This is a genomic window from Duffyella sp. Ts4, assembly GCF_051851875.1.
Classification (GTDB): domain Bacteria; phylum Pseudomonadota; class Gammaproteobacteria; order Enterobacterales; family Enterobacteriaceae; genus Duffyella; species Duffyella gerundensis.
Genome location: NZ_JBLYPN010000001.1, coordinates 228,278 through 249,869, shown reverse-complemented (window position 1 = coordinate 249,869; position 21,592 = coordinate 228,278). Strand labels below are relative to the sequence as shown.

At 57.3% G+C, this 21,592-nt stretch carries 19 protein-coding genes; 11 read left to right on the top strand and 8 right to left on the bottom strand.

All coding sequences use genetic code 11. The annotated features are described in order from the left end of the window. Positions 1–126: 126 nt before the first annotated feature. On the top strand, positions 127–1,704 hold the full coding sequence (tyrR, locus tag ACJY2L_RS01140) for a transcriptional regulator TyrR (protein WP_439212105.1): 1,578 nt from the start codon (positions 127–129) through the stop codon (positions 1,702–1,704). Between the two features lie 36 nt (positions 1,705–1,740). Here tyrR and tpx read toward each other — a convergent pair whose 3' ends face one another. Then, positions 1,741–2,244, bottom strand: coding sequence for a thiol peroxidase (gene tpx / locus ACJY2L_RS01135; RefSeq protein WP_439212104.1), 504 nt, complete (start codon positions 2,242–2,244; stop codon positions 1,741–1,743). A gap of 156 nt (positions 2,245–2,400) precedes the next feature. On the opposite strand from tpx, the gene ycjG reads away from it, so the two are divergent. Next, a complete protein-coding gene (gene ycjG / locus ACJY2L_RS01130; protein WP_439212103.1) occupies positions 2,401–3,387 on the top strand; it encodes an L-Ala-D/L-Glu epimerase in 987 nt (328 codons plus the stop codon). Here ycjG and mpaA read toward each other — a convergent pair. After that, the gene (gene mpaA, locus ACJY2L_RS01125; protein WP_067430851.1) at positions 3,362–4,069 is read right to left on the bottom strand and encodes a murein tripeptide amidase MpaA; all 708 of its coding nucleotides are present in this window, start codon (positions 4,067–4,069) and stop codon (positions 3,362–3,364) included. The two genes, ycjG and mpaA, sit on opposite strands and share 26 nt — an antisense overlap. Positions 4,070–4,214: 145 nt before the next feature. On the opposite strand from mpaA, the gene ACJY2L_RS01120 reads away from it, so the two are divergent. From ACJY2L_RS01120 to ynaL, 3 genes are all read left to right on the top strand, one after another. Continuing rightward, positions 4,215–5,831, top strand: a complete 1,617-nt coding sequence (locus tag ACJY2L_RS01120; protein ID WP_439212102.1) for a peptide ABC transporter substrate-binding protein — start codon at positions 4,215–4,217, stop codon at positions 5,829–5,831. A 90-nt stretch (positions 5,832–5,921) separates the two neighbouring features. Continuing rightward, positions 5,922–6,905: a zinc transporter ZntB gene (zntB, locus tag ACJY2L_RS01115; RefSeq protein WP_067430845.1), complete on the top strand. Its 984-nt coding sequence runs from the start codon at positions 5,922–5,924 to the stop codon at positions 6,903–6,905. Between the two features lie 309 nt (positions 6,906–7,214). Next, positions 7,215–7,352 carry a proline-rich small protein YnaL gene (ynaL, locus tag ACJY2L_RS01110; protein WP_439212101.1) on the top strand — a complete coding sequence of 46 codons (138 nt, stop codon included), beginning with the start codon at positions 7,215–7,217 and terminating at the stop codon, positions 7,350–7,352. Positions 7,353–7,397: 45 nt separating this feature from the next. Here the strand turns inward: ynaL and ttcA are convergent, their stop codons facing one another. After that, positions 7,398–8,315 carry a tRNA 2-thiocytidine(32) synthetase TtcA gene (gene ttcA / locus ACJY2L_RS01105; RefSeq protein WP_187487716.1) on the bottom strand — a complete coding sequence of 306 codons (918 nt, stop codon included), beginning with the start codon at positions 8,313–8,315 and terminating at the stop codon, positions 7,398–7,400. 259 nt (positions 8,316–8,574) lie between these two features. On the opposite strand from ttcA, the gene dbpA reads away from it, so the two are divergent. Further along, positions 8,575–9,954 (top strand): ATP-dependent RNA helicase DbpA, encoded by a 1,380-nt coding sequence (dbpA, locus tag ACJY2L_RS01100; RefSeq protein ID WP_439212100.1) that lies wholly within the window; start codon positions 8,575–8,577, stop codon positions 9,952–9,954. A gap of 37 nt (positions 9,955–9,991) precedes the next feature. Here dbpA and ACJY2L_RS01095 read toward each other — a convergent pair whose 3' ends face one another. After that, positions 9,992–10,279: a putative quinol monooxygenase gene (locus tag ACJY2L_RS01095; protein WP_067430837.1), complete on the bottom strand. Its 288-nt coding sequence runs from the start codon at positions 10,277–10,279 to the stop codon at positions 9,992–9,994. 227 nt (positions 10,280–10,506) lie between these two features. On the opposite strand from ACJY2L_RS01095, the gene ACJY2L_RS01090 reads away from it, so the two are divergent. Further along, complete coding sequence (locus ACJY2L_RS01090; RefSeq protein ID WP_067430834.1) at positions 10,507–10,785, top strand: putative hemolysin; 279 nt, start codon at positions 10,507–10,509, stop codon at positions 10,783–10,785. Positions 10,786–10,816: 31 nt separating this feature from the next. On the opposite strand, the gene ACJY2L_RS01085 is transcribed toward ACJY2L_RS01090, so the two are convergent. Then, complete coding sequence (locus ACJY2L_RS01085) at positions 10,817–11,809, bottom strand: 2-hydroxyacid dehydrogenase (RefSeq protein WP_067430831.1); 993 nt, start codon at positions 11,807–11,809, stop codon at positions 10,817–10,819. A 176-nt stretch (positions 11,810–11,985) separates the two neighbouring features. Here ACJY2L_RS01085 and ACJY2L_RS01080 point away from each other — a divergent pair, with 176 nt between their 5' ends. From ACJY2L_RS01080 to ACJY2L_RS01070, 3 genes are read left to right on the top strand one after another with little or no spacing between them, the layout of a single operon-like run. Further along, positions 11,986–14,598: a YdbH family protein gene (locus ACJY2L_RS01080; protein WP_439212099.1), complete on the top strand. Its 2,613-nt coding sequence runs from the start codon at positions 11,986–11,988 to the stop codon at positions 14,596–14,598. Next, positions 14,595–14,789 carry a YnbE family lipoprotein gene (locus ACJY2L_RS01075; protein ID WP_067430824.1) on the top strand — a complete coding sequence of 65 codons (195 nt, stop codon included), beginning with the start codon at positions 14,595–14,597 and terminating at the stop codon, positions 14,787–14,789. The genes ACJY2L_RS01080 and ACJY2L_RS01075 overlap by 4 nt, the downstream gene beginning before the upstream one ends. Further along, positions 14,786–15,115 carry a YdbL family protein gene (locus ACJY2L_RS01070; RefSeq protein ID WP_439212098.1) on the top strand — a complete coding sequence of 110 codons (330 nt, stop codon included), beginning with the start codon at positions 14,786–14,788 and terminating at the stop codon, positions 15,113–15,115. Before ACJY2L_RS01075 ends, ACJY2L_RS01070 begins: the two co-directional genes overlap by 4 nt. A 62-nt stretch (positions 15,116–15,177) precedes the next feature. On the opposite strand, the gene ACJY2L_RS01065 is transcribed toward ACJY2L_RS01070, so the two are convergent. After that, positions 15,178–15,777, bottom strand: coding sequence for an FMN-dependent NADH-azoreductase (locus tag ACJY2L_RS01065; protein WP_067430818.1), 600 nt, complete (start codon positions 15,775–15,777; stop codon positions 15,178–15,180). Between the two features lie 234 nt (positions 15,778–16,011). Here ACJY2L_RS01065 and hrpA point away from each other — a divergent pair, with 234 nt between their 5' ends. Then, complete coding sequence (hrpA, locus tag ACJY2L_RS01060; RefSeq protein ID WP_439212097.1) at positions 16,012–19,914, top strand: ATP-dependent RNA helicase HrpA; 3,903 nt, start codon at positions 16,012–16,014, stop codon at positions 19,912–19,914. A 14-nt stretch (positions 19,915–19,928) separates the two neighbouring features. On the opposite strand, the gene ACJY2L_RS01055 is transcribed toward hrpA, so the two are convergent. Both ACJY2L_RS01055 and asr read right to left on the bottom strand, forming a co-directional pair. Beyond that, positions 19,929–20,732: a trypsin-like serine peptidase gene (locus tag ACJY2L_RS01055; protein WP_067430812.1), complete on the bottom strand. Its 804-nt coding sequence runs from the start codon at positions 20,730–20,732 to the stop codon at positions 19,929–19,931. A gap of 270 nt (positions 20,733–21,002) precedes the next feature. After that, on the bottom strand, positions 21,003–21,446 hold the full coding sequence (asr, locus tag ACJY2L_RS01050; protein ID WP_067435332.1) for an acid resistance repetitive basic protein Asr: 444 nt from the start codon (positions 21,444–21,446) through the stop codon (positions 21,003–21,005). Between the last annotated feature and the right edge of the window lie 146 nt (positions 21,447–21,592).

Below are 21,592 nucleotides of genomic sequence, written 5' to 3'. Positions count from 1 at the left end.
CGATAACATAGCGCGCTTCAGGCTGGCCTGGGTGTCAACAATAAATGACACCCAGGCTACAGCCGTTACTGAAGTTGGCGTATGATTTATTTATTCGCTTTTTCCGCATCTGATTAAGGCTAAACCATGCGTTTGGAAGTCTTCTGCCAGGACCGAATTGGTCTTACGCGTGAACTGCTCGATCTGCTGGTCGAACGTAGTATCGATTTACGCGGCATCGAAATTGCGCCTATCGGGCGTATCTACCTGAATTTCTCCTCCGTGGCCTTTGAGCCCTTTAGCCAACTGATGGCTGAAATCCGTCGTATTCCTGGCGTAACCGATGTGCGCACCGTGTCGTGGATGCCTTCAGAACGCGAGCACAGGGCGCTCAGCGCGCTGCTGGTGGCGATGCCGGAACCGGTGTTGTCCATCGACATGAAGGGCAAAATTGAACTGGCCAACCCGGCGGCGCAGCTGGTGTTTGCCCTGGAAGAGCAGAAGCTGCGCAATCAAAATGCCAGCACCCTGATTCCCGGTTTTAACTTCAGCCGCTGGCTCGAGGGCGAGCGCCCCGACGCACAAACCCAGCACGTGGTGATCCATGGCCGCGATTTTTTGCTGGAGCTGCGTCCGCTTTACCTGGCCGATGAGCAGGAAGGCAATACCACCGCGCTGGTGGGCGCCATGGTGATGCTTAAATCCACCGCGCGCATGGGGCGTCAGCTGCAAAACCTCAGCGTCAATGACGATTCCGATTTCGAGCACATTGTGGCGGTTAGCCCGAAAATGCGCCAGGTGCTGGATCAGGCGCGCAAGCTGGCGATGCTGGATGCGCCACTGCTGATCATCGGCGATACCGGCACCGGTAAAGATATGCTGGCGCGCGCCTGTCATCTGCGCAGCGCGCGCGGTAAAAAGCCGTTTATGGCGTTGAACTGCGCCTCGCTGCCCGACGACGTGGCGGAAAGCGAGCTGTTCGGCCATGCCGCCGGTGCCTATCCCAATGCGCTTACCGGCAAAAAAGGCTTTTTCGAACAGGCCAACGGCGGCTCGGTGTTGCTGGATGAGATTGGCGAAATGACGCCGCGCATGCAAACCAAGCTGCTGCGCTTCCTGAATGACGGCACCTTCCGTCGGGTAGGCGAAGAGCACGAGGTGCGGGTGGATGTGCGGGTGATCTGCGCCACGCAAAAGAACCTGGTGGAGCTGGTGCGTCGCGGTGATTTCCGTGAAGATCTCTTTTATCGGCTCAACGTGCTGACGCTGAACCTGCCGCCGTTACGCGAACGCTCGCAGGATATTCTGCCGCTGACCGAAATGTTCGTCGCGCGATTTGCCGATGAGCAGGGCATCTCGCGGCCGCGTCTGTCGCCGCAGCTGAATGCCTATCTTGCGCGTTACAGCTGGCCGGGCAACGTGCGTCAGCTTAAGCATGCGCTCTATCGCGCGCTGGCGCAGCTGGAAGGCTATGAACTGCGCCCACAGGATATTATCCTGCCTGAGCAGGCGATGGACGTGTCGCTGGGCGAAGAGGCGATCGAAGGCACGCTGGATGAGATCACCGGCCGTTTCGAGCGTTCAGTGCTGACCCGGCTTTATCTCTCCTATCCCAGCACGCGTAAGCTGGCAAAACGGCTGGGCGTATCCCATACGGCAATTGCTAACAAACTGCGTGAATATGGTCTGAGTCAGAAGAAAGGGGAAGCGACGGGCGGCGAATAGGAGATAAAAAAGGCTTCCCCGCGGGGAAGCCACTGATTATTTCAGCACGGCCATCGCAGCGTCGTAATCAGGTTCGGTGGTGATCTCATTCACCAGTTCGCTGTAAAGCACTTTGTCATTGCTGTCCAGCACCACCACGGCGCGAGCAGCCAGGCCTTTCAGCGGACCGTCAACGATCGCCACGCCATAATCTTCTTTGAAATCGGTGCCGCGCAGCGTGGAGAGCGTGACCACGTTGCTGAGGCCGTCGCTGCCGCAAAAACGCGACTGGGCAAACGGCAGGTCAGATGAAATGCACAACACGACGGCGTTATCCATTTCACTCGCCAGCTGATTAAATTTACGCACTGACGCGGCGCAGACGCCGGTATCAATACTTGGAAAAATATTCAGCACTTTGCGTTTTCCCGCATACTCTGTAAGAGAGACATCGGTAAGGTTTTTTGCCACCAGCGTGAAGGGCTTAGCAACGTCGCCTGGCGCAGGCAGCGTGCCGCTGACGTTAACCGGATTGCCCTGAAAATGGACGGTCTGAGACATAGTTTTTCCTTAATTAGGTTCAGAATCATATTCAGTGTAGTGAAGTGCTCAGGTCAGGGATAGCGAAAAAGCGTGACGCTGCGATGACAGTGCGCATCCTGTGATGAGCCTTCCTGTTCTGCCAGTAACCAGTTGACCTTACCTCAAGGAAACGGAATGCGTAGTGTAAAAATTTATCCCGAAGCCTGGCCTCTGCATACTCCCTTTGTGATTGCCCGCGGCAGCCGAACCGAAACCGGCGTGGTGGTGGTCGAGCTGGAGCAGGACGGCGTGAAGGGCATTGGCGAGGCGACGCCTTATCCGCGCTACGGTGAAAGCGAAGCATCAGTGCTGGCGCAGATCGCCTCTTTGCAGTCGCAGCTTGAAGAGGGTATGAGCCGCGAGGCGTTACAGCTGGCGCTGCCAGCGGGTGCCGCCCGCAACGCTATTGACAGTGCGCTTTGGCACCTCGCGGCGCAGCAGCGCGGCGAAGATCTCTGGCAGATGACGCAGCAGCTGGCGCCGGAACAGATGATTACCGCGCAAACCATCAGCATTGATATGCCGGAAGCGATGGCCAGCAGTGCGCTGGCGCTGTGGCAGAACGGCGCGCGGCTGCTGAAAATCAAAATGGACGATCATTTTATTACCGAACGGCTGATGGCGATTCGCGCCGCGGTGCCGGAGGCGACGCTGATTGTTGATGCTAATGAATCCTGGCACAGTGAAGGGTTGGCGGCGCGCTGTCAGCTGCTGGCCGATCTCGGCATTGCGATGCTCGAACAGCCGCTGCCCGCCGATCAGGATGAAGCCCTTGCCAACTTTATTCACCCGTTGCCGATCTGCGCGGATGAGAGCTGCCACACGCGGGAGAGCCTGCCCGCGCTGCGCGGGCGCTATGAGATGATCAACATCAAACTGGATAAAACCGGCGGCTTAACCGAAGCGCTGGCGCTGGCCGATGCGGCACAAGCGGCGGGGTTTGGTCTGATGCTGGGCTGCATGCTGTGCACCTCACGCGCCATTCGTGCTGCCTTACCGCTGGCCACCCGCGCCACCTGGGCCGATCTTGATGGCCCTACCTGGCTGGCGGTCGATGCTGAACCCGCGCTGCGTTTTACCAGCGGTGTGCTGCATCTTACGCCTGCCAGCGCAGCAGGTTGATCATCGGCTGCAGCCAGCATTCGCTCGCTTCATCCACCGAAATCGGCGGCAGCTCGGCGGTGATGCAGAGCAGGCCAATATCGGCGCACCAGCTACCGAACGAGCCCGGCGTGTCATAGCCGACGCTGCCTACCAGTGGCATGCCGGTTTGCTCCGCCAGCCACTGCCCGAGCGCGCTGTGTTGCGGATCGTCAATGCAGGCCAGCGGTTCGTGAAAAGTCACCACCCACGCCGGTTTGAGCTGATGAATCAGGGCGCACAGCGCGTGGGTTTCTGGCTCTGAAGCGGGGCGGTCACCGGTTGAGATCGCTACGTCACGTTCATCCGCCGCGCTGTTCCAGCGATAAACCGTGCCGCCAGGCTGCCAGTTGGCGGCCGGAAAATTGCGGTTGAGATCGACGCCGCGGGCGTTGCCTCGCAGACCCAGCTGACAGCCATCGGGATTGACCGCCAGCACCACATGATGACGCCGCAGCGCATCGGGCAGAGTTCGCAGCGCACCGGAGAGCGTGGCGATAGCGGCGGTTTCATCGCCGTGCGTGCCCGCAAGAATCAGCCCGCTATCGGCGTCCGCCTGCGAAGCCGGGAACCAGAGCAGCGGTGCACCCAACACCGACTGACCATAAACTTCACGATGGGCATGCAACTGCCCGCGTGCCTGGCGGGGATGTAACGGACTCATCTTTTGGCTCCTGTGAAGGTCATCTCAAAACAAGCTAGCCTGGATCGGCCCAACAGAAAATAGCTTTTTGCCGATCAAGGATTTGCGCTACAGTGCCTGCTGTTTCCCGACAGCGTTCTGTCTTGCACGGCGTGAGGATGGCTTGATGATAAATTTGCGTTTTACCCTGACCGCACTGCTGGTCGCCAGCTACGGTTCCACTGCGTTTGCCGCCGATGTGCCACCCGGCACGCAATTGGCCGAAAAGCAGGAAATTGTACGGCATATCAAAGATGAGCCCGCCTCGCTGGATCCGGCCAAAGCGGTGGGCCTGCCGGAAATTCAGGTCATTCGCGATCTCTATGAAGGCTTAACCAATCAGGACGCCAGCGGCAAAGTGGTGCCCGGCGTTGCCGAAAGCTGGCAGAGCAGCGATAACAAAACCTGGACTTTCACCCTGCGAAAAGACGCGCGCTGGTCCAACGGCGAGCCGGTTACCGCCGACGATTTTGTCTATAGCTGGCAGCGACTGGTCGATCCTAAAACCAGTTCCCCTTTTGCCTGGTTTGCCGGGTTGAGCGGCATCGAAAATGCCGATGCGATTGCCAAAGGCAGTATGGGCGTTGATAAGCTCGGCGTAACGGCGCTGGATAAACATCGCCTGAAAGTCACGCTGGTGCGTCCGGTACCCTATTTTCCCAGCCTCACCGCCAACTTTAGCCTCTATCCGGTATCGAAAACGGTTATTGCTCAGCACGCCAGCGACTGGACCCAGCCAGCCAACCTGGTGGGCAACGGCGCCTATAAGCTGCAGGACCGCGTGGTGAATGAAAAAATCGTGCTGGTGCGCAACGATCGTTACTGGGACAACGCGCACTCGGTGCTGAACAAAGTGACGTTCCTGCCAATCAATGAAGAGTCGAGCGCCACCAAACGTTATCGCGCCGGTGATATCGATATCACCGAATCCTTTCCCAAAAACATGTATGCGCTGCTGAAGAAAACCCTGCCCGGAGAGGTCTATACGCCGGATCAGCTCGGCACCTATTACTACGCCTTTAATACTGAAAAAGGGCCCACCGCTGACGTGCGTGTGCGCCAGGCGCTCTCGATGACCATCGATCGCCGTATCATCGCTGAGAAAGTGTTAGGCACCGGCGAGAAGCCCGCCTGGCACTTCACGCCAGACGTCACCGCGGGTTTTACCCCGGCACAGAGCATGTTGCAGCAGCATTCGCAGGAGGAGTTGAACGTGCAGGCAAGGACGCTGCTGGCCGCTGCGGGATACGGACCCTCTAAACCGCTGCATCTCAACCTGCTCTATAACACCTCTGAAAATCACCAGAAGCTGGCGATCGCCGTGGCTTCCATGTGGAAAAAAACGCTCGGCGCCGACGTGAAGCTGCAAAATCAGGAGTGGAAAACCTATATCGACAGCCGTAACAGCGGCAATTTCGATGTTATCCGCGCCTCGTGGGTAGGCGATTACAACGAGCCTTCCACCTTTTTGAGCCTGTTAACGTCCGGACACAGTGGCAATATCGCGCGATTCAAGAACAGCGATTATGATGCGGTGATGGCGCAGGCCAGCATGGAGAGCAGTGACAGCGCGCGTAACGATGATTACAACCGTGCCGAGCATATCCTGGCCGAGCAGGCGCCGATCGCACCGGTTTATCAGTACACCAATGGGCGGCTGATTAAACCCTGGGTTAAAGGCTATCCGATCCAGAATGCGGAAGATGTCGCTTACAGCCGCGAACTCTATCTGCTGAAACATTAACCGCCAGGCGTTAGCCAGCCTGTTGCGCTGACGCCACCACGACTTCTTACTGCGCCTGAGGGCGCATGTTTTTTTATTGAGGCTCCCGAATTGAACGTCATTGAAGGTAAAGCTCTCCAGGTCTCCGACGCCATCATCGCCTGCCAGCTTGACGGCAAGGGCGGCGTGATCCCGATTGCGGAGAACGACGTGATCAACTGCGATCGGCCCTGTTGGTTGCATCTTAACTACACGCAGCAGCGCAGCGCCGAATGGTTGCAGTCAACCCATCTGATTCCCGATGCCGTGCGTGACGGGCTGGCGGGCGACAGCATGCGTCCGCGCGTCAGTCGTCTTGGCGATGGCTTTATGATTACCCTGCGCAGCGTCAACCTGAACAGCGATTCGCGGCCGGATCAGCTGGTGGCGGTGCGCGTTTTTATCAATGACAAACTGATCGTTTCTACCCGGCGGCGCAAAGTCTCCGCCATTGATGACGTGCTGATTGAGTTGCAAAACGGTAACGGCCCGGTGGACTGCGGCGGCTGGCTGGTGGATTTATGTGACACGCTCACCGATCACGCCAGTGAGTTTATCGATGAGCTGCACGAGAAAATTATCGCGCTGGAAGATGCGCTGATGGATCAGCAGGTGCCGCCGCGCGGCGAGCTGGCACTGCTGCGCAAACAGCTGATCGTAATGCGTCGCTATATGACGCCGCAGCGCGACGTTTACGCCCGGCTGGCCAGCGAGAAGCTGGGCTGGATGGATGATGATGAACGGCGTCGTATGCAGGAGATTGCCGACCGACTCGGTCGCGGGCTGGAAGATCTCGATTCCGGCATTGCGCGTACCGGCGTGCTCTCCGATGAGATCGCCTCGGTGATGGCCGAATCAATGAACCGACGCACCTACACCATGTCGCTGATGGCGATGCTGTTCCTGCCCACGACATTTCTTACCGGGCTGTTTGGTGTCAACCTGGGCGGTATTCCCGGCGGCGAATGGCATTTAGGTTTTGGTGTGTTTTGCCTGTCGCTGGTGGTGATCGTAGTGGCGGTTGCGATGTGGTTAAAAAAACGCAAGTGGCTGTAGCCGCCAGGAGATTAGCCACAGCAACCGGCTAAAAGCTGATCGAGGTCAAGAACTCACCGCCGGGGCTGAGGCAGACTTAGTCCCGCAGGTGAATGCAACGTCAAGCGATGGGCGTTGCGCTCCATATTGTCTGACTTCCAATTTGAGTTACTGCATAGCACCTTTCGATGCTTGATGTGCCGGCTTAACGCCGGCTTTTTTTTTGCCTGCGCGCCAGGATCGCTGAATTTGGCCTACGCTTAAAGGGTGTTATCTGATGCCCCGTGCGCTTTGGCGCCTCAGCATCCTCATTGATTACAGGAGAAGGACATGCCATTTATTCGCGCTTCCGATCCGGTCCCAACTGACCCAACGCCGATTCCCGATCCCATTCCAACACCGCAACCGATGCCCGATCCCTCACCCAGCGATCCGGATCCCATTCTCGATCCGCCGCCACATATGTGAGCAAAAAAAAGGGCACCCGCAGGTGCCCTTTTTTATTGCTGGCGTTTATTTGATTTCCATCACCGGCAAACGCTCAGGCAACGCATCGTCGCCATCTTCCGGCTGCCAGCCCGCTGGCTGTACCGGTAGTGTTTCGCGGTCAAAGGCGATATCGCCACCGTCAACGATCGGATCGCCATGCTGCAGCGCTTTAAAATCAAACAGGTTGCCGTCGGCAAGATGCGAGGGCACCACGTTCTGCATGGCACTGAACATGGTCTCGATGCGGCCAGGAAAACGCTTATCCCAGTCGCGCAGCATATCAGCCACCACCTGGCGCTGCAGGTTTGGCTGCGAGCCGCACAGGTTGCACGGAATGATCGGGAACTGACGCGCTTCGGCAAAACGAATGATGTCTTTTTCACGGCAGTAGGCGAGCGGGCGGATAACGATCTGTTTGCCGTCGTCGCTCATCAGCTTAGGCGGCATGCCTTTGAGTTTGCCGCCGTAAAACATGTTCAGAAACAGCGTCTGTAAAATGTCATCGCGATGATGGCCCAGCGCCACTTTCGTGCAGCCGAGTTCGGTCGCGGTACGATAGAGAATGCCGCGGCGCAGACGAGAACAGAGCGAACAGGTGGTTTTGCCTTCCGGAATTTTCTCTTTGACGATGGAGTAGGTATCTTCCTCGACAATCTTGTACTCAACGCCAAGATTATCCAGATACTCCGGCAGAATGTGTTGCGGGAAGCCAGGCTGTTTTTGATCGAGATTGACCGCCACCAGCGAAAAGTTCACCGGCGCGCTCTGCTGTAAATTGCGCAGGATCTCCAGCATGGTATAGCTGTCTTTGCCGCCGGAAAGACAGACCATGATGCGATCGCCTTCTTCAATCATATTGAAATCGGCAATCGCCTGGCCAACGTTACGACGCAGGCGCTTCTGAAGTTTATTGAGGTTGTACTGCTCTTTTTGACTGGTCACGGATGTCTCGGGCCTGTTGCACGCATACTGGCCTCGGGCCAGTGGAAAGGATTCTCTGGCCGTATGGTACGGATTAGCGTGCTAATTTCCAGTGCGATTTTAGGCTAATCGCCGCTGAGACGGAAAAGGGCACGGAATGTTAGCCAGCCGCGGTAATTATTTTATCGGCACCACCCGTCAACCGGCCATCAGAATTGCTGTCAGCCTGACTTTCTGCCAGACTGACAGCCGCAAATCTGCCTGTTAATGAGAATCTCCCGTGACTGCTTTTTCTACCCTGACCCAACTTCCTGCCAGCCAACTCGATAACCTCCGTGAAATGGGTTACGACGCCATGACGCCTATTCAGGCGGCGGCGCTGCCCGCGATCCTTGAAGGGCGCGACGTGCGTGCGCAGGCAAAAACCGGCAGCGGTAAAACGGCAGCATTTGGGCTGGGCGTGTTACAGCAGATCGACACCACGATCTATCAGACCCAGGCGCTGGTGCTCTGTCCTACCCGTGAACTGGCGGATCAGGTCAGCAATGAACTGCGCCGTCTGGCCCGTTTCACCCGCAATATTAAGATTCTTACCCTGTGCGGCGGCCAGCCGATGGGCGCCCAGCGCGATTCGCTGGTGCATGCACCGCACATTGTGGTCGGCACGCCTGGCCGTATTCTCGATCATCTGAAGCGCGAATCGCTGGATCTGTCTCAGCTGCGTACGCTGGTGTTGGATGAAGCTGACCGTATGCTGGAGATGGGTTTCCGTGACGACATGGATGCGATCATTGGCCACGCGCCTGCGTCGCGCCAGACGCTGCTGTTTTCTGCCACCTGGCCGCAGGACATTGTGGCGATCAGCGCCCGTTTTCAACGCGATGCGCTGGCGGTTTCCACAGAAGATGTCACCGAACTGCCGGTAATTGAACAGCACTTTTATGAAGTGGGCAGCCGCGACAAAATCACGCTGCTGCTCGGCTTGTTAAGCAGTGAACAGCCCTCATCCTGCGTGGTGTTTTGTAACACTAAACGCGAATGCGACGACGTCGCGGCGATGCTCAACAGCAAAGAGATCAACGCGCTGGCGCTGCACGGCGACCTCGAACAGCGCGATCGCGATCGGGTACTGATCCGCTTTTCCAACGGCAGCATTCGCGTGCTGGTCGCAACCGACGTTGCGGCACGCGGGCTGGATATCAAATCACTGGCGATGGTGGTCAACTTCCAGCTCTCTTTCGATCCGGAAGTGCACGTGCACCGCATTGGTCGTACCGCACGCGCCGGTGAAGAAGGTAAAGCGGTGAGTTTTGTCGCGCCGGATGAGATGGTGCGCGCGCATGCGCTGGAAGATTATCTGCAAAAGCCGCTGACGTGGAGCGATGCTGCCAGCCTGAAGAACCAGCCGATCAAAGCGTTGCCAGCAAAAATGATGACGCTGTGCATTGATGGTGGGCGCAAGGCGAAAATCAGAGCGGGCGATATTTTAGGCGCGCTGACGGGTGATGCGGGTGTGGATGCTGCTGATATTGGCAAGATTGATCTGACACCGACTCACGCGTACGTGGCCATCAGCGCAAAACAGGCTAAACAGGCATTGATTAAACTCAAGCAGGGCAAGATCAAAGGAAAAACCTGTCGCGCCATGCTGCTGCAGTAAATAAGAAAAGCGGGGCGCCAGGCGCCCCGACTACCGCTTAAAACAGCGTAATTTCAGGCGGCTGTTGAATAAGATGCGCTGAGCGCTCCATCAGCGTTTTGAAATGCGGCTGTTCACCGTGGGCATCCACTGCCTGCTGGCTTTTCCAGCGCTCGTGAAACAGAAAGACGTTGCCATCTTCCACGCTGCGATAGAGATCGTAATGTACGTTGCCATCTTCGGCCCGGCTTCCCGGTACACCGGCACTCAGCACCTTTTTCAGCTCGTCCGCTTTACCCGGTTGCGCCATAAACTTGGCGACAATCACAATCGCTTTATCACTCATGATGTTCTCCTTGGGTTTTCATAATCTGTTCATTTTACCACGCCCTGAGCGAAATGCCTTATGGTGACAGTGTCACTCAAATGCGGACCTGGATGTGAAATAAGAGCTGGCCGATTGCATTTTGTCGGCAACTAATTTGGTAAAAAATCATGTCAGCCCTCGACCGGATGGAGAAGGTGACATATTCTGCTCAGGCGTCCTCTTTTCTCTCTCCCGGAGCCCGATACATGAAAGCAGCGATTACTCTGCTTGTCGGCGCCGCTCTGCTGCTTTCTGGCTGCAGCAGCGACGTTGACAACGACAACGAACCACCGCAACAAGCCACCGCAGCCCATATTCAACCCAGCGTTGTGATGTCCTCACTAGCGGAAACCAACTGCAATAGCGCCGGTGGAACGCTGGCCTTTTCCCATCAGCTGGATGGTTCGCGGGTGGGCATGTGCCAGCTGGCAAATGGCCGTCGTTGCGATGAAGGTGCGCTGGTCGGCGGTCGCTGCGCCCGTTAACAAAAAGGCGGCATTGCGGCCGCCGTTGTGGTTACGCCTTGACCAGATTGGGGCAAATTTCGCCCGCGGTAACCTGCTGTAAATTATTCAGCGTGGTTTCCGAAATCGCAATCAGCGCTTCCGCGGTCAGAAAGGCCTGGTGGCCGGTGAACAGCACGTTGTGGCAGGCTGACAGGCGACGAAACACATCATCCTGAATCACGTCGTTCGACTTATCTTCAAAGAACAGATCGCGCTCATTTTCATAGACATCCATGCCCAGCGAGCCGATTTTCTGCTGCTTTAACGCATCAATGGCCGCTTGTGAATCGATCAGCGCACCACGGCTGGTGTTAATGATCATCACGCCATCTTTCATCTGACTGAACGCCGCTTCATTAAGCAGGTGATAGTTATCTTCTGTCAGCGGACAGTGCAGGCTGATAACGTCGGATTCGCGAAACAGCGTGGCGACATCAACATATTCCGCGCCCAGTTCCAGCGCAGCAGCGCTCGGATAGGGGTCGGAAACCAGCAGGCGCATACCAAACCCTTTTAAAATCCGCAGCGTGGCCAGGCCGATTTTACCGGTGCCGATCACCCCTGCGGTTTTGCCGTGCATATTAAAGCCGATCAGGCCTTCCAGAGAAAAGTTGGCGTCGCGCGTGCGTTGATAAGCGCGATGAATACGCCGGTTGAGCGTCATCATCATACCGATAGTATGCTCGGCCACCGCTTCCGGTGAATAGGCCGGCACGCGTACCACCTGCAGACCGAGCTCCTCCGCTGCCTTGAGATCGACGTTGTTGAAACCGGCGCAGCGCAGCGCGATAACCTTCACGCCCAGCTCGGCCAGCTCTTCCAGTACCGCACGGCTGCCATCGTCATTGACGAAAATGCACACCGCATCAAACCCCACGGCAGTTTTAGCCGTGCTTTCGCTGAGCAGAAAATCGAAATACTCTACGGTAAAACCGTAGCGCTCGTTAACCTGTGCCAGGTATTTCCTGTCATACTGTTTGGTGCTGTAAACCGCTAATTTCATCGCTGATTCCTCTGGTTGATGGTCTCAGTGTAGCCTGAATAGTAGGGTCATAATAACGGCTGCTCAGCATAAAACGTTTTCGGCCACAGACGAAAGGGGAAATACTTCACCCTAATCGATGAACATGCCATCATTTGCCACAGGATTTCCCACCGGAAAACAGGGTTGTTATTGCCATGACGCGGGCGTTAAAGATTTTTCTGGCAGCGATACTGGCGCTGATTTTGCTGGTGCTCGGGCTGCTGCTGACTACCGGGCAATGGTTACCGCGTCTGGCGGGCTTCTGGCTACCCGACGACACGCGCATTGAACTGGCTGGCAATCTGCGCTGGCATGACGGCGCGCTGTTCTTTCCGGTGGTTCGTTACCATGCGCAGGCTTGCCAGCTGGCTGAGATCAAACAAGCCTCGCTGGGCTGGCATGAACATCGCTGGCAGCTGCATGCTGCTGACGTAGAGATCAACACCCAATGCCTTGATCGGTTGCCGCAGCAGGAGAACGCGGACGCGCCACGCTCACTGGCTGAATGGCAGGCGATGCTGCCCGCGGCGGATGTGCAGTTCGATAAGCTCACCGTTTTGCCGTGGCAGCAGTTTGCCGGGCGTCTGACGCTGGCGCTGAGCGCACAGCACCAACACATCGATTATCAGGGCGATAACCTGCGCCTGCATGCCAGCCTCAGCGGTCAGACGCTAAAGGTCGATGAGCTGAGTCTGATCGCCGCCGCCGCGCCGCTGACCCTTAGCGGCCAGCTAAACCTCGGAAAATTTCTTACCGGCCTGCCGGTCGATGGCGAATTACAGGCCAGGCTGGCGCTTAATGCTGCGCCTGAGCCGCTCAACGCCGCGCTGCACTGGCAGGGTCAGCAGGGCACGCTGCTGCTCAGCACCGCACAGGATAAAACGCCGCTGCTGACGCTGCCGTGGCGAGCCGATAACCGCGAGATCGTGATTGACGGGGGGCAGTGGCGCTGGCCGTGGGCGACGCAGCCGCTGGCGGGCAATGTTGCCCTGCGGCTGAGCGACTGGCAGCAAGGGCTGGCCGCCACCACGATCGACGGCCGTTTGAACGTGCTGACGCAGGGGCGCGGTGGCAAAGGTAATGCGGTATTGAGTTTTGGGCCGGGCCATCTGGATCTGCTTAACAGCCAGTTGCCGTTTCAGCTCACCGGCGACATGAAGCTGGCCGCGCTGCAGTTTTTTGCCGCGCTGCCCGGCGTGCTGGTTGGGCCGCTCGCCGATCCGCTGCTGCAGCTCAAACCCGGCGCGCTGCTGCGCATGCGGGGACGGCTGCTGTCGACGCTGGAGGTGGACGAGGCACGCTGGCCGCTGGCCGGTGTCAGCGTCTCATCGCAGGGCGTCAATGGGCGCCTGCAGGCGATCCTCAAGGCGCACGATCCGAGCTTCGGCCGCTTCAGCCTACATCTCGACGGCGGTGCCCGCGGATTCTGGCCCGATAAAGGCCGCTGGTTATGGAAATATTGGGGCGAGGGCGAACTGGCGCCGCTGGCCGCCAAATGGGATGTGCGCGGCACCGGCAGCTGGCAGGAGACGCTGATCACGCTGGACAGGCTCTCAACCGGCTTCGACCAGCTGAGCTACGGTCTGGCCACTGTGCGTGCGCCGCGCCTTACCATGACGCAGCCCATCCGCTGGCAGCGCGATGCTGAAAAGCCGGCGTTTTCGGGGGCCGTCAGGCTGGATGCTCAGGAAACCCGCTTTACCAGCGGTGGCTACCTGCCGCCGTCACAGCTGGAGCTGGCGCTCAAAGGCAGCGATCCGGCCCGCTTTCAGTTTAAAGGCGCTTTGCGTGCGCAGAATATTGGCCCGGTCAGCGTCAACGGGCGCTGGGATGGTAGCCGGCTGCGCGGACAGGCGTGGTGGCCGACGCAGCCGCTGAGCGTGTTTCAACCGCTGCTTAGCCCCGATCTGAAAATGAAAATCAACAGCGGTACGCTGCGCGCGCAGGTGGCGTTTTCGGCCGCCGCCGATCAGGGATTTGAGGCGGGCGGGCACTGGGCGGTGAAAGATGGCGGCGTCTGGACGCCCGATAATCGCATCAGCGGCGTCGATTTTTCCCTGCCGTTTCGGCTGAGGGCGCAGCAGTGGCAGTTTGGTGCCCGCCGTCCGGTCAGCCTGCAAATTGCCGCTATTGAAAACCAGTTCACGCTGAAAAATATCCATGCTGAGCTTCAGGGCTGGTATCCCTTTAATGAGGCGCGGCCGTTAACGCTGCAAAATCTCAGCGTCGATCTGCTGGGCGGCCAGGTCAGCATGGCCAGCTTGCGTCTGCCGCAGCGGCGAGCAGCGGTGCTCAAGCTACAGGCGATTAGCCTCAGTGAACTGATCACCGCGATTAAACCCAAGCAAATTGCGCTGTCGGGCCGCATCAACGGCGAGCTGCCGCTGTGGCTCAATCATCCGCAATGGCTGGTGAAAGAGGGGTGGATTGCCAACAGTGGCAATCTGACGCTGCGGATGGATAAAGATATGGCTGATGCTATCGCCAGCAATAATATCGCCGCCGGGGCAGCGATTGACTGGCTGCGCTACATGGAAATTTCGCGCGCCTGGGCGACATTGAACCTGGATAATCTGGGCAACGCCCGGCTCGGCGCGCAGGTGCAGGGCACCAGCCGTTTCAGTAACCGCGATCAGCGGGTAAATCTCAGTTATCAACAGCAGGAAAATCTGTTCCAGCTGTGGCGAAGCCTGCGCTTTGGCGATAACTTGCAATCCTGGATTGAGCAGCACGCCAGCTTGCCCACGCAAAAGGAAAATTCACCATGAGGTTGTTTGTTTACGTACTCGGCTGCCTGCCCGCGCTGGTTCTGCTCAGCGGCTGCATTCCGCGTATCGAAGTGGCGGCACCAAAAGAGCCGATCACCATTAACATGAATGTGAAAATCGAGCATGAGATCCACATCAAGGTGGATAAAGACGTGGAGGCGCTGCTGAAAAATCAGAGCGATCTGTTTTGAGAACCTCCTGGGCACTGCTGATTGCTGGCCTGCTGCTGACGCCCGCCGCATGGTCACTGACGCTGGAAGAGGGGCGGCAGCAGGGACGGGTCGGGGAAACCTTCAGCGGCTATCTCGCTGCGGTGCGTGACGATGCCGAGACGCAGGCGCTGGTGGCACGCATTAACGATGGCCGACGGGAACACTATCAGCGGTTGGCCGATCAAAATCACCTTAGCCGCGATGAGGTAGCGCGCATTGCGGGCGAAAAGCTGGTGCAGCGGGCGGCGGCGGGTGAATACGTGCGCGGCATTAACGGCCAGTGGCTGCGTAAAGGCGCCGACTGACAGGCGAAAAAAAACCGGCCAGAAAATGGCCGGTTGTCCCTGTGCGGTGTTAGCGCGAAAAATTAAGCGGTAGCAAGCTGTTCTAATGATTTTTTAGCGTCGTCCGTGGCTTTAGCTGCCACTTCCGGACCGTACGCGATGCCTTCCGCAAAAACGAACTCAACGTCAGCGATGCCGAGGAAGCCGAGGAACAGCTTCAGGTAAGGGGTCAGCAGATCGCTTGGGGTGTCTTTGTGGATCCCGCCGCGGCTGGAGATGATAATCGCGCGTTTGCCGGTGATCAGGCCTTCCGGGCCCGCTTCGGTGTAACGGAACGTCACGCCTGCACGAGCCACCAGGTCAAAATAGTTTTTTAACTGCGTCGGGATGTTGAAATTGTACATCGGTGCCGCAATAACAAACACGTCATGTGCCTGCAGTTCAGCAATCAGCTCATCGGACAGCGCCAGCGCTTCCTGCTGACGTGCGCTCAGCTCGGCGTCGGAAGGGCGTAATGCGCCAACCAGTTCACCATCCAGCACCGGAATCGGGTTAGCAGCCAGATCGCGTACGGTGACATCATCGCCGTTGCTTTTAGCCTGCTCAATGTAGAAATCAGCCAGCTGGCTTGATTGCGAATAACCGGCAAGAATGCTGGATTTGAGAACCAATACTTTGCTCATGTCTGTTTCCTGTTTTACGCGGAGGGATATCCGCTCAATGCAGTACACTTTAGGGACAAACTTCTGCCAGTGAAAGTTGAATATTTCGAGAGCTATGTTCGAATTTATTGAACAACATCCGCTTAAACCTGCCCCTTTCGCTTTGTGCTAAAATGCGTGGCAAAACAATGCATCTCAGCCGTCAGTAACAGGCGGCACGTTAGCCGGCGCCGCGCCGACCAGGTAAATATAACTATGTCTTCAGATTCACAGCACGCCCAACTTTCTGCGCTAATGCCCCGGCTGGACAACCTGATGCTGCGCGATCGCCAGCGACTGATGCGCCGGTTGCAGGGCGCTAAAAAAGCCAGACAGGGCGCTGCGCAGCAGGATATCGCTGAAACACTGGCCGCTGAGATTGCCCAGGCGGAACAGCGGGTTGCCCAGCGCCGCGCGGCCACGCCGCGTATCACTTTCCCGGAAAATTTGCCGGTCAGCCAAAAGCAGCAGGTGATTGCCGATGCCATTCGCGATCATCAGGTGGTGATTGTGGCCGGTGAAACCGGCTCCGGCAAAACCACGCAGCTGCCTAAAATCTGTATGTCGCTGGGGCGCGGAATTAAAGGGCTGATCGGTCACACGCAGCCGCGCCGACTGGCGGCACGCACGGTCGCCAACCGCATCGCCGAAGAGCTGGAGACCACGCTCGGCGGCTGCATCGGCTATAAGGTGCGCTTCAACGATCAGGTCAGTGAAACCACCCAGGTAAAACTGATGACCGACGGTATTCTGCTGGCAGAAATCCAGCAGGACCGCCTGTTGATGCAGTACGACACCATCATCATTGATGAAGCACATGAACGCAGCCTGAACATCGATTTCCTGCTCGGCTATCTGCGTCAGCTGCTGCCGCGCCGTCCCGATTTAAAGGTGATCATTACCTCGGCAACCATCGATCCGCAGCGTTTTTCGCGCCACTTTAACAATGCGCCGGTGGTGGAAGTCTCGGGCCGCACCTATCCGGTAGAAGTACGCTATCGTCCGGTCAGCGAAGAGAGCGACGAGGGCGATCGCGATCAGCTACAGGCCATTTTTGATGCCGTTGATGAGCTGGGCAACGAAAGTCGCGGCGATATCCTGATTTTTATGAGCGGTGAGCGTGAAATTCGCGATACCGCCGACGCGCTGAACCGTCGAGATTTGCCGCATACCGAGATTTTACCGCTCTACGCGCGGCTCTCTAATGCCGAGCAGAACCGGGTTTTCCAGTCGCACAGCGGCCGTCGCATCGTGCTGGCGACCAACGTCGCGGAAACCTCGCTGACCGTGCCGGGCATTAAGTATGTTATCGATCCCGGCACCGCACGCATCAGCCGCTACAGCTACCGTACCAAGGTGCAACGCCTGCCGATTGAGCCGGTGTCACAGGCATCAGCTAACCAGCGTAAAGGGCGTTGCGGACGCGTCTCCGAAGGCATCTGTATTCGCCTCTATGCCGAAGAAGATTTCAATAACCGCCCGGAATTTACCGATCCGGAAATTTTACGCACCAATCTGGCGTCGGTGATTTTACAGATGACCGCGCTGGGCCTCGGTGACATCAGCGCCTTTCCCTTTGTTGAGGCGCCGGATAAGCGGCATATTCAGGATGGCGTGCGCCTGCTGGAAGAGCTGGGCGCGATTGAGGTGGTTGACGATCAGCGCTATACGCTGACGCCAGATGGCCGCCAGCTGGCGCAGCTGCCGGTGGATCCGCGCCTGGCGCGCATGGTGCTGGCGGCGCAGAAATATGGCTGCGTGCGCGAGGTGATGATTATCACCGCCGCGCTGTCCATTCAGGATCCGCGCGAGCGGCCGGCGGATAAACAGCAGGCCTCCGATGAAAAACATCGCCGCTTCGCCGATAAAGAGTCGGACTTTTTGGCCTGGGTTAATCTGTGGAACTACGTGCAGGAGCAGCAAAAATCGCTCTCCGGCAATCAGTTCCGCCGCCAGTGCAAAGTCGATTACCTCAACTACCTGCGCGTGCGGGAATGGCAGGATATTTATACTCAGCTGCGGCAGGTGGTGCGTGAGCTGGGCATGCCGGTGAACAGCGAGCCTGCGCCGTTCCGCGAAATCCATCTGGCGCTGCTGAGCGGCCTGCTGTCGCACATCGGCCTCAAGGATGCCGAAAAGCAGGAATTCACCGGCGCGCGTAACGCCCGCTTTTCGATTTTTCCGGGCTCTGCGCTGTTTAAAAAGCCGCCGAAGTGGACCATGGTGGCCGAGCTGGTTGAAACCAGCCGCCTGTGGGGCCGTATTGCGGCGCGCATCGATCCGGAATGGATTGAGCCGCTGGCGCAGCATCTGATCAAACGCAGTTACAGCGAACCGCACTGGGAAAAAGCCCAGGGCGCGGTAATGGCCACGGAAAAGGTGACGCTGTATGGCCTGCCGATCGTCGCGGCCCGTAAGGTTAACTACGGCAGCATCGATCCGGTGCTGTCACGCGAGCTGTTTATTCGCCATGCGCTGGTGGAAGGTGACTGGCAAACCCGCCACGCCTTCTTCCGCAGCAACCAGAAATTACGCAGTGAAGTCGAAGATCTGGAGCACAAATCCCGCCGCCGCGACATTCTGGTCGATGATGAAACGCTGTTTGCCTTTTACGATCGGCGTATCGGGCAGCATGTGGTGTCGGGCCGACACTTTGACAGCTGGTGGAAAAAGGCGAGCCGCGAGACGCCAGAGTTGCTCAACTTTGACAAACAGATGCTGATCAAAGAGGGCGCAGGCAACATTAGCCAGCTCGATTACCCTAACTTCTGGCATCAGGGCAATCTCAAGCTGAAGCTCAGCTACCAGTTTGAACCCGGCGCCGATGCCGATGGCGTGACCGTGCACATTCCGCTGCCGCTGCTGAATCAGGTGGAAGAAGCGGGCTTTGAGTGGCAGATCCCCGGCGTGCGGCGTGAGCTGATCGTCGCGTTGATTAAATCGCTGCCAAAACCGGTACGACGCAATCTGGTGCCTGCGCCTAATTACGCCGACGCCTTTCTGGGGCGCGTCACGGCGATGGAGATGCCGCTGCTGGATGCGCTGGAGCGCGAGTTCCGCCGCATGACCGGCGTGACCATTGAGCGGGACGCCTGGCAATGGGATCAGGTACCCGATCATCTGAAAATCACCTTCCGCGTGGTGGACGAGCATAATCGCAAGCTGCGTGAGGGCAAAGATCTCAACGCGCTGAAGGCGAGCCTGAAAGAGAAGGTGCAGGAAACGCTGTCGCTGGTGGCCGATGATGGCCTGGAACAGAGTGGCCTGCATATCTGGAGCTTTGGCGACCTGCCGGATCACTTCGAGCAGAAACGGGGCGGCTACAAGATGAAAGCCTGGCCCGCGCTGGTGGACGAGAAAGAGAGTGTCGCCATTCGACTGTTTGATAACGAACACGATCAGCAACAGGCGATGTGGCAGGGGCAGCGCCGTCTTCTGCTGTTAAACGTGCCGTCGCCGGTGAAATACCTGCATGAAAAATTGCCCAATAAGGCGAAGCTGGGTCTCTATTTCAACCCGTATGGCAAAGTGCTGGAGCTGATCGACGACTGCATCGCCTGCGGCATCGACAAGCTGATTGCCGACTTTGGCGGCCCAACCTGGAAAGCCGCAGAGTTTGAGCGGCTGCATGAAAAGGTACGCGGTGAGCTTAACGATACGGTGGTGGAGATTGCTAAACAGGTCGAGCAGATTCTTACCGCGGTGTTTAACATCAATAAACGCCTGAAAGGACGGGTCGATATGACCATGGCACTGGCATTGTCGGATATCAAGGCGCAGATGAGCGGCCTGGTGTATCGCGGGTTTGTGACCGGCAACGGCTGGAAAAGGCTGGGCGATACGTTGCGTTATTTGCACGGCATTGAACGTCGGCTGGAAAAGCTGCCGGTGGATCCGCACAGCGATCGCGCGCGCATGCTGAAAGTGCAGGCGATGGAGCAGGCGAGGCAGAGCTGGCTGAATAAGCTGCCAGCAACGCGACGTCATGACAGCGACGTGGAAGAGATCCGCTGGATGATTGAAGAGCTGCGCATCAGTTATTTCGCGCAGCAACTCGGCACGCCTTTTCCAATTTCAGAGAAGCGTATTCAGCAGGCGATGGAGGCAATTGGGCAGTAAACAAGGGCGCTGTTTTACAGCGCCAGATCTTCCAGGCGATCGCGAAACGAGGTGACGGCGATGGCGCGATTATCGGCCAGATAGCGATCTTTCGCCGCCGGCGCCGAGCTTTGCACCGCGATCAGCTGCCAGCCGTCGGCGGTATTCAGCAGTAACGGTGATCCGCTGTCGCCCGGTAGCGTGTCACACTGGTGCGAAAGCACGGCGTTTTGCGCCCAGCCGGTGATCAGGCAATCGCTGTGAGAATAGAGCGTATCAAGATGATCTTCGGGATAGCCCGCCTGCGTCACCTTGCGGCCGGTGAGTTTTAGCGCGGCGGTTAAATCGCTGCGACTGCCGCTGAACAGCGGAATCGGCGTAATGCCAGAAGGGGGGTTACGCAGCACAATCAGCCCATAATCAAAGGGTGCCGCCTTTGCCGGGACAATCCAGCCTTCGCCATCTGCCTTGAGTTTTTTTGCTAAAGAGGGCTCAACGCGTGCTTCCACATCATGAATTTCGTAACGCCAGCCTTTCGCATTGGCCATAAAGCGCACGGCAACCGGCGGGTCAAACTTTCCCGGCGGGGTGAGCAGGCAGTGGCCAGCCGTCAGGGCGAGATGCGCAGAAATCAGCGTTGCGGTGCAGAGATTTCCGCTCTCCGTTTCAAGCTGTCCAATCGCTTCCCACGGCAGAGTTGCCGGGTCGGTGATGGCCACACGGTCATCTTTGCCAAAAAAAAGCGTACGGGTGTCGTTTGCATCAGGTGCATCGTCATCAGCGTGGCTGGTAAAAGAAACAGAGCACAGTCCAACCAAAAACAGAGCAGATAGGCGCATAGTTCTCTCAGAAGAGCGTAAGTACCAACAAATAGTAGATTGTCGCAGATGCGTTAACTATAGACGGTGCAAAGTGAAACAGGGAGTTTACTACGAAATATCAGCACGCTACAGCGTTCAAATATAGCAGCAGGCGGCCGCGATCCCACAGAGGATCATCACAAATAAAATGATTTCGAAGCGATAGCGACGGGCCATTTCCGCGCCTCCATTAAACAAACACCCGGCATAACCGGGTGTTTCGCTGATACCATTACGTCTGCATGAAACTTATTTAGCAGCGGTTTTCTTAACAGCTTTGTGATGCTTTTTAGCCGCCTGCGCTTTCTGCGCGACAGGTTTTTTGGTGGCTTTATGATGCTTTTTAGCCGCCTGCGCTTTCTGTGCTACAGGTTTGGTCGCTGCTTTGTGGTGCTTTTTAGCGGCCTGAGCTGTCTGCGCTACAGGTTTTTTGCTGGCTTTGTGATGCTTCTTAGCCGCCTGCGCTTTCTGGGCAACAGGTTTTTTAGCGGTTTTCTTGTGCTGCTTAGCGGCCTGCGCTTTCTGAGCAACGGTTTTCTTCGCCATTTTATGATGCTTTTTAGCAACATGTGTGGTGTGGGTAGTTGCTGCAGCTGAATCTGTTGTGGCAGGAGCGGCGGTAGTTTCAGCAGCAAACGCAGCTGAAGAAAGACCCATTGCAGCGGCGACAACCAGAGTGACTAATTTTTTCATCGTTAAACCCTCAAAAGTGTTTTTCATGTAGCAGCCCACTGCGGGGCCGGTGAAAAGACTATATGAGAAGCGATGACAAGTTTCCGTGAGTGTTTGGTATCGGCGTGTAACCGATTGTACAGCGGTGGGTAAGCAGCAACTCAAAG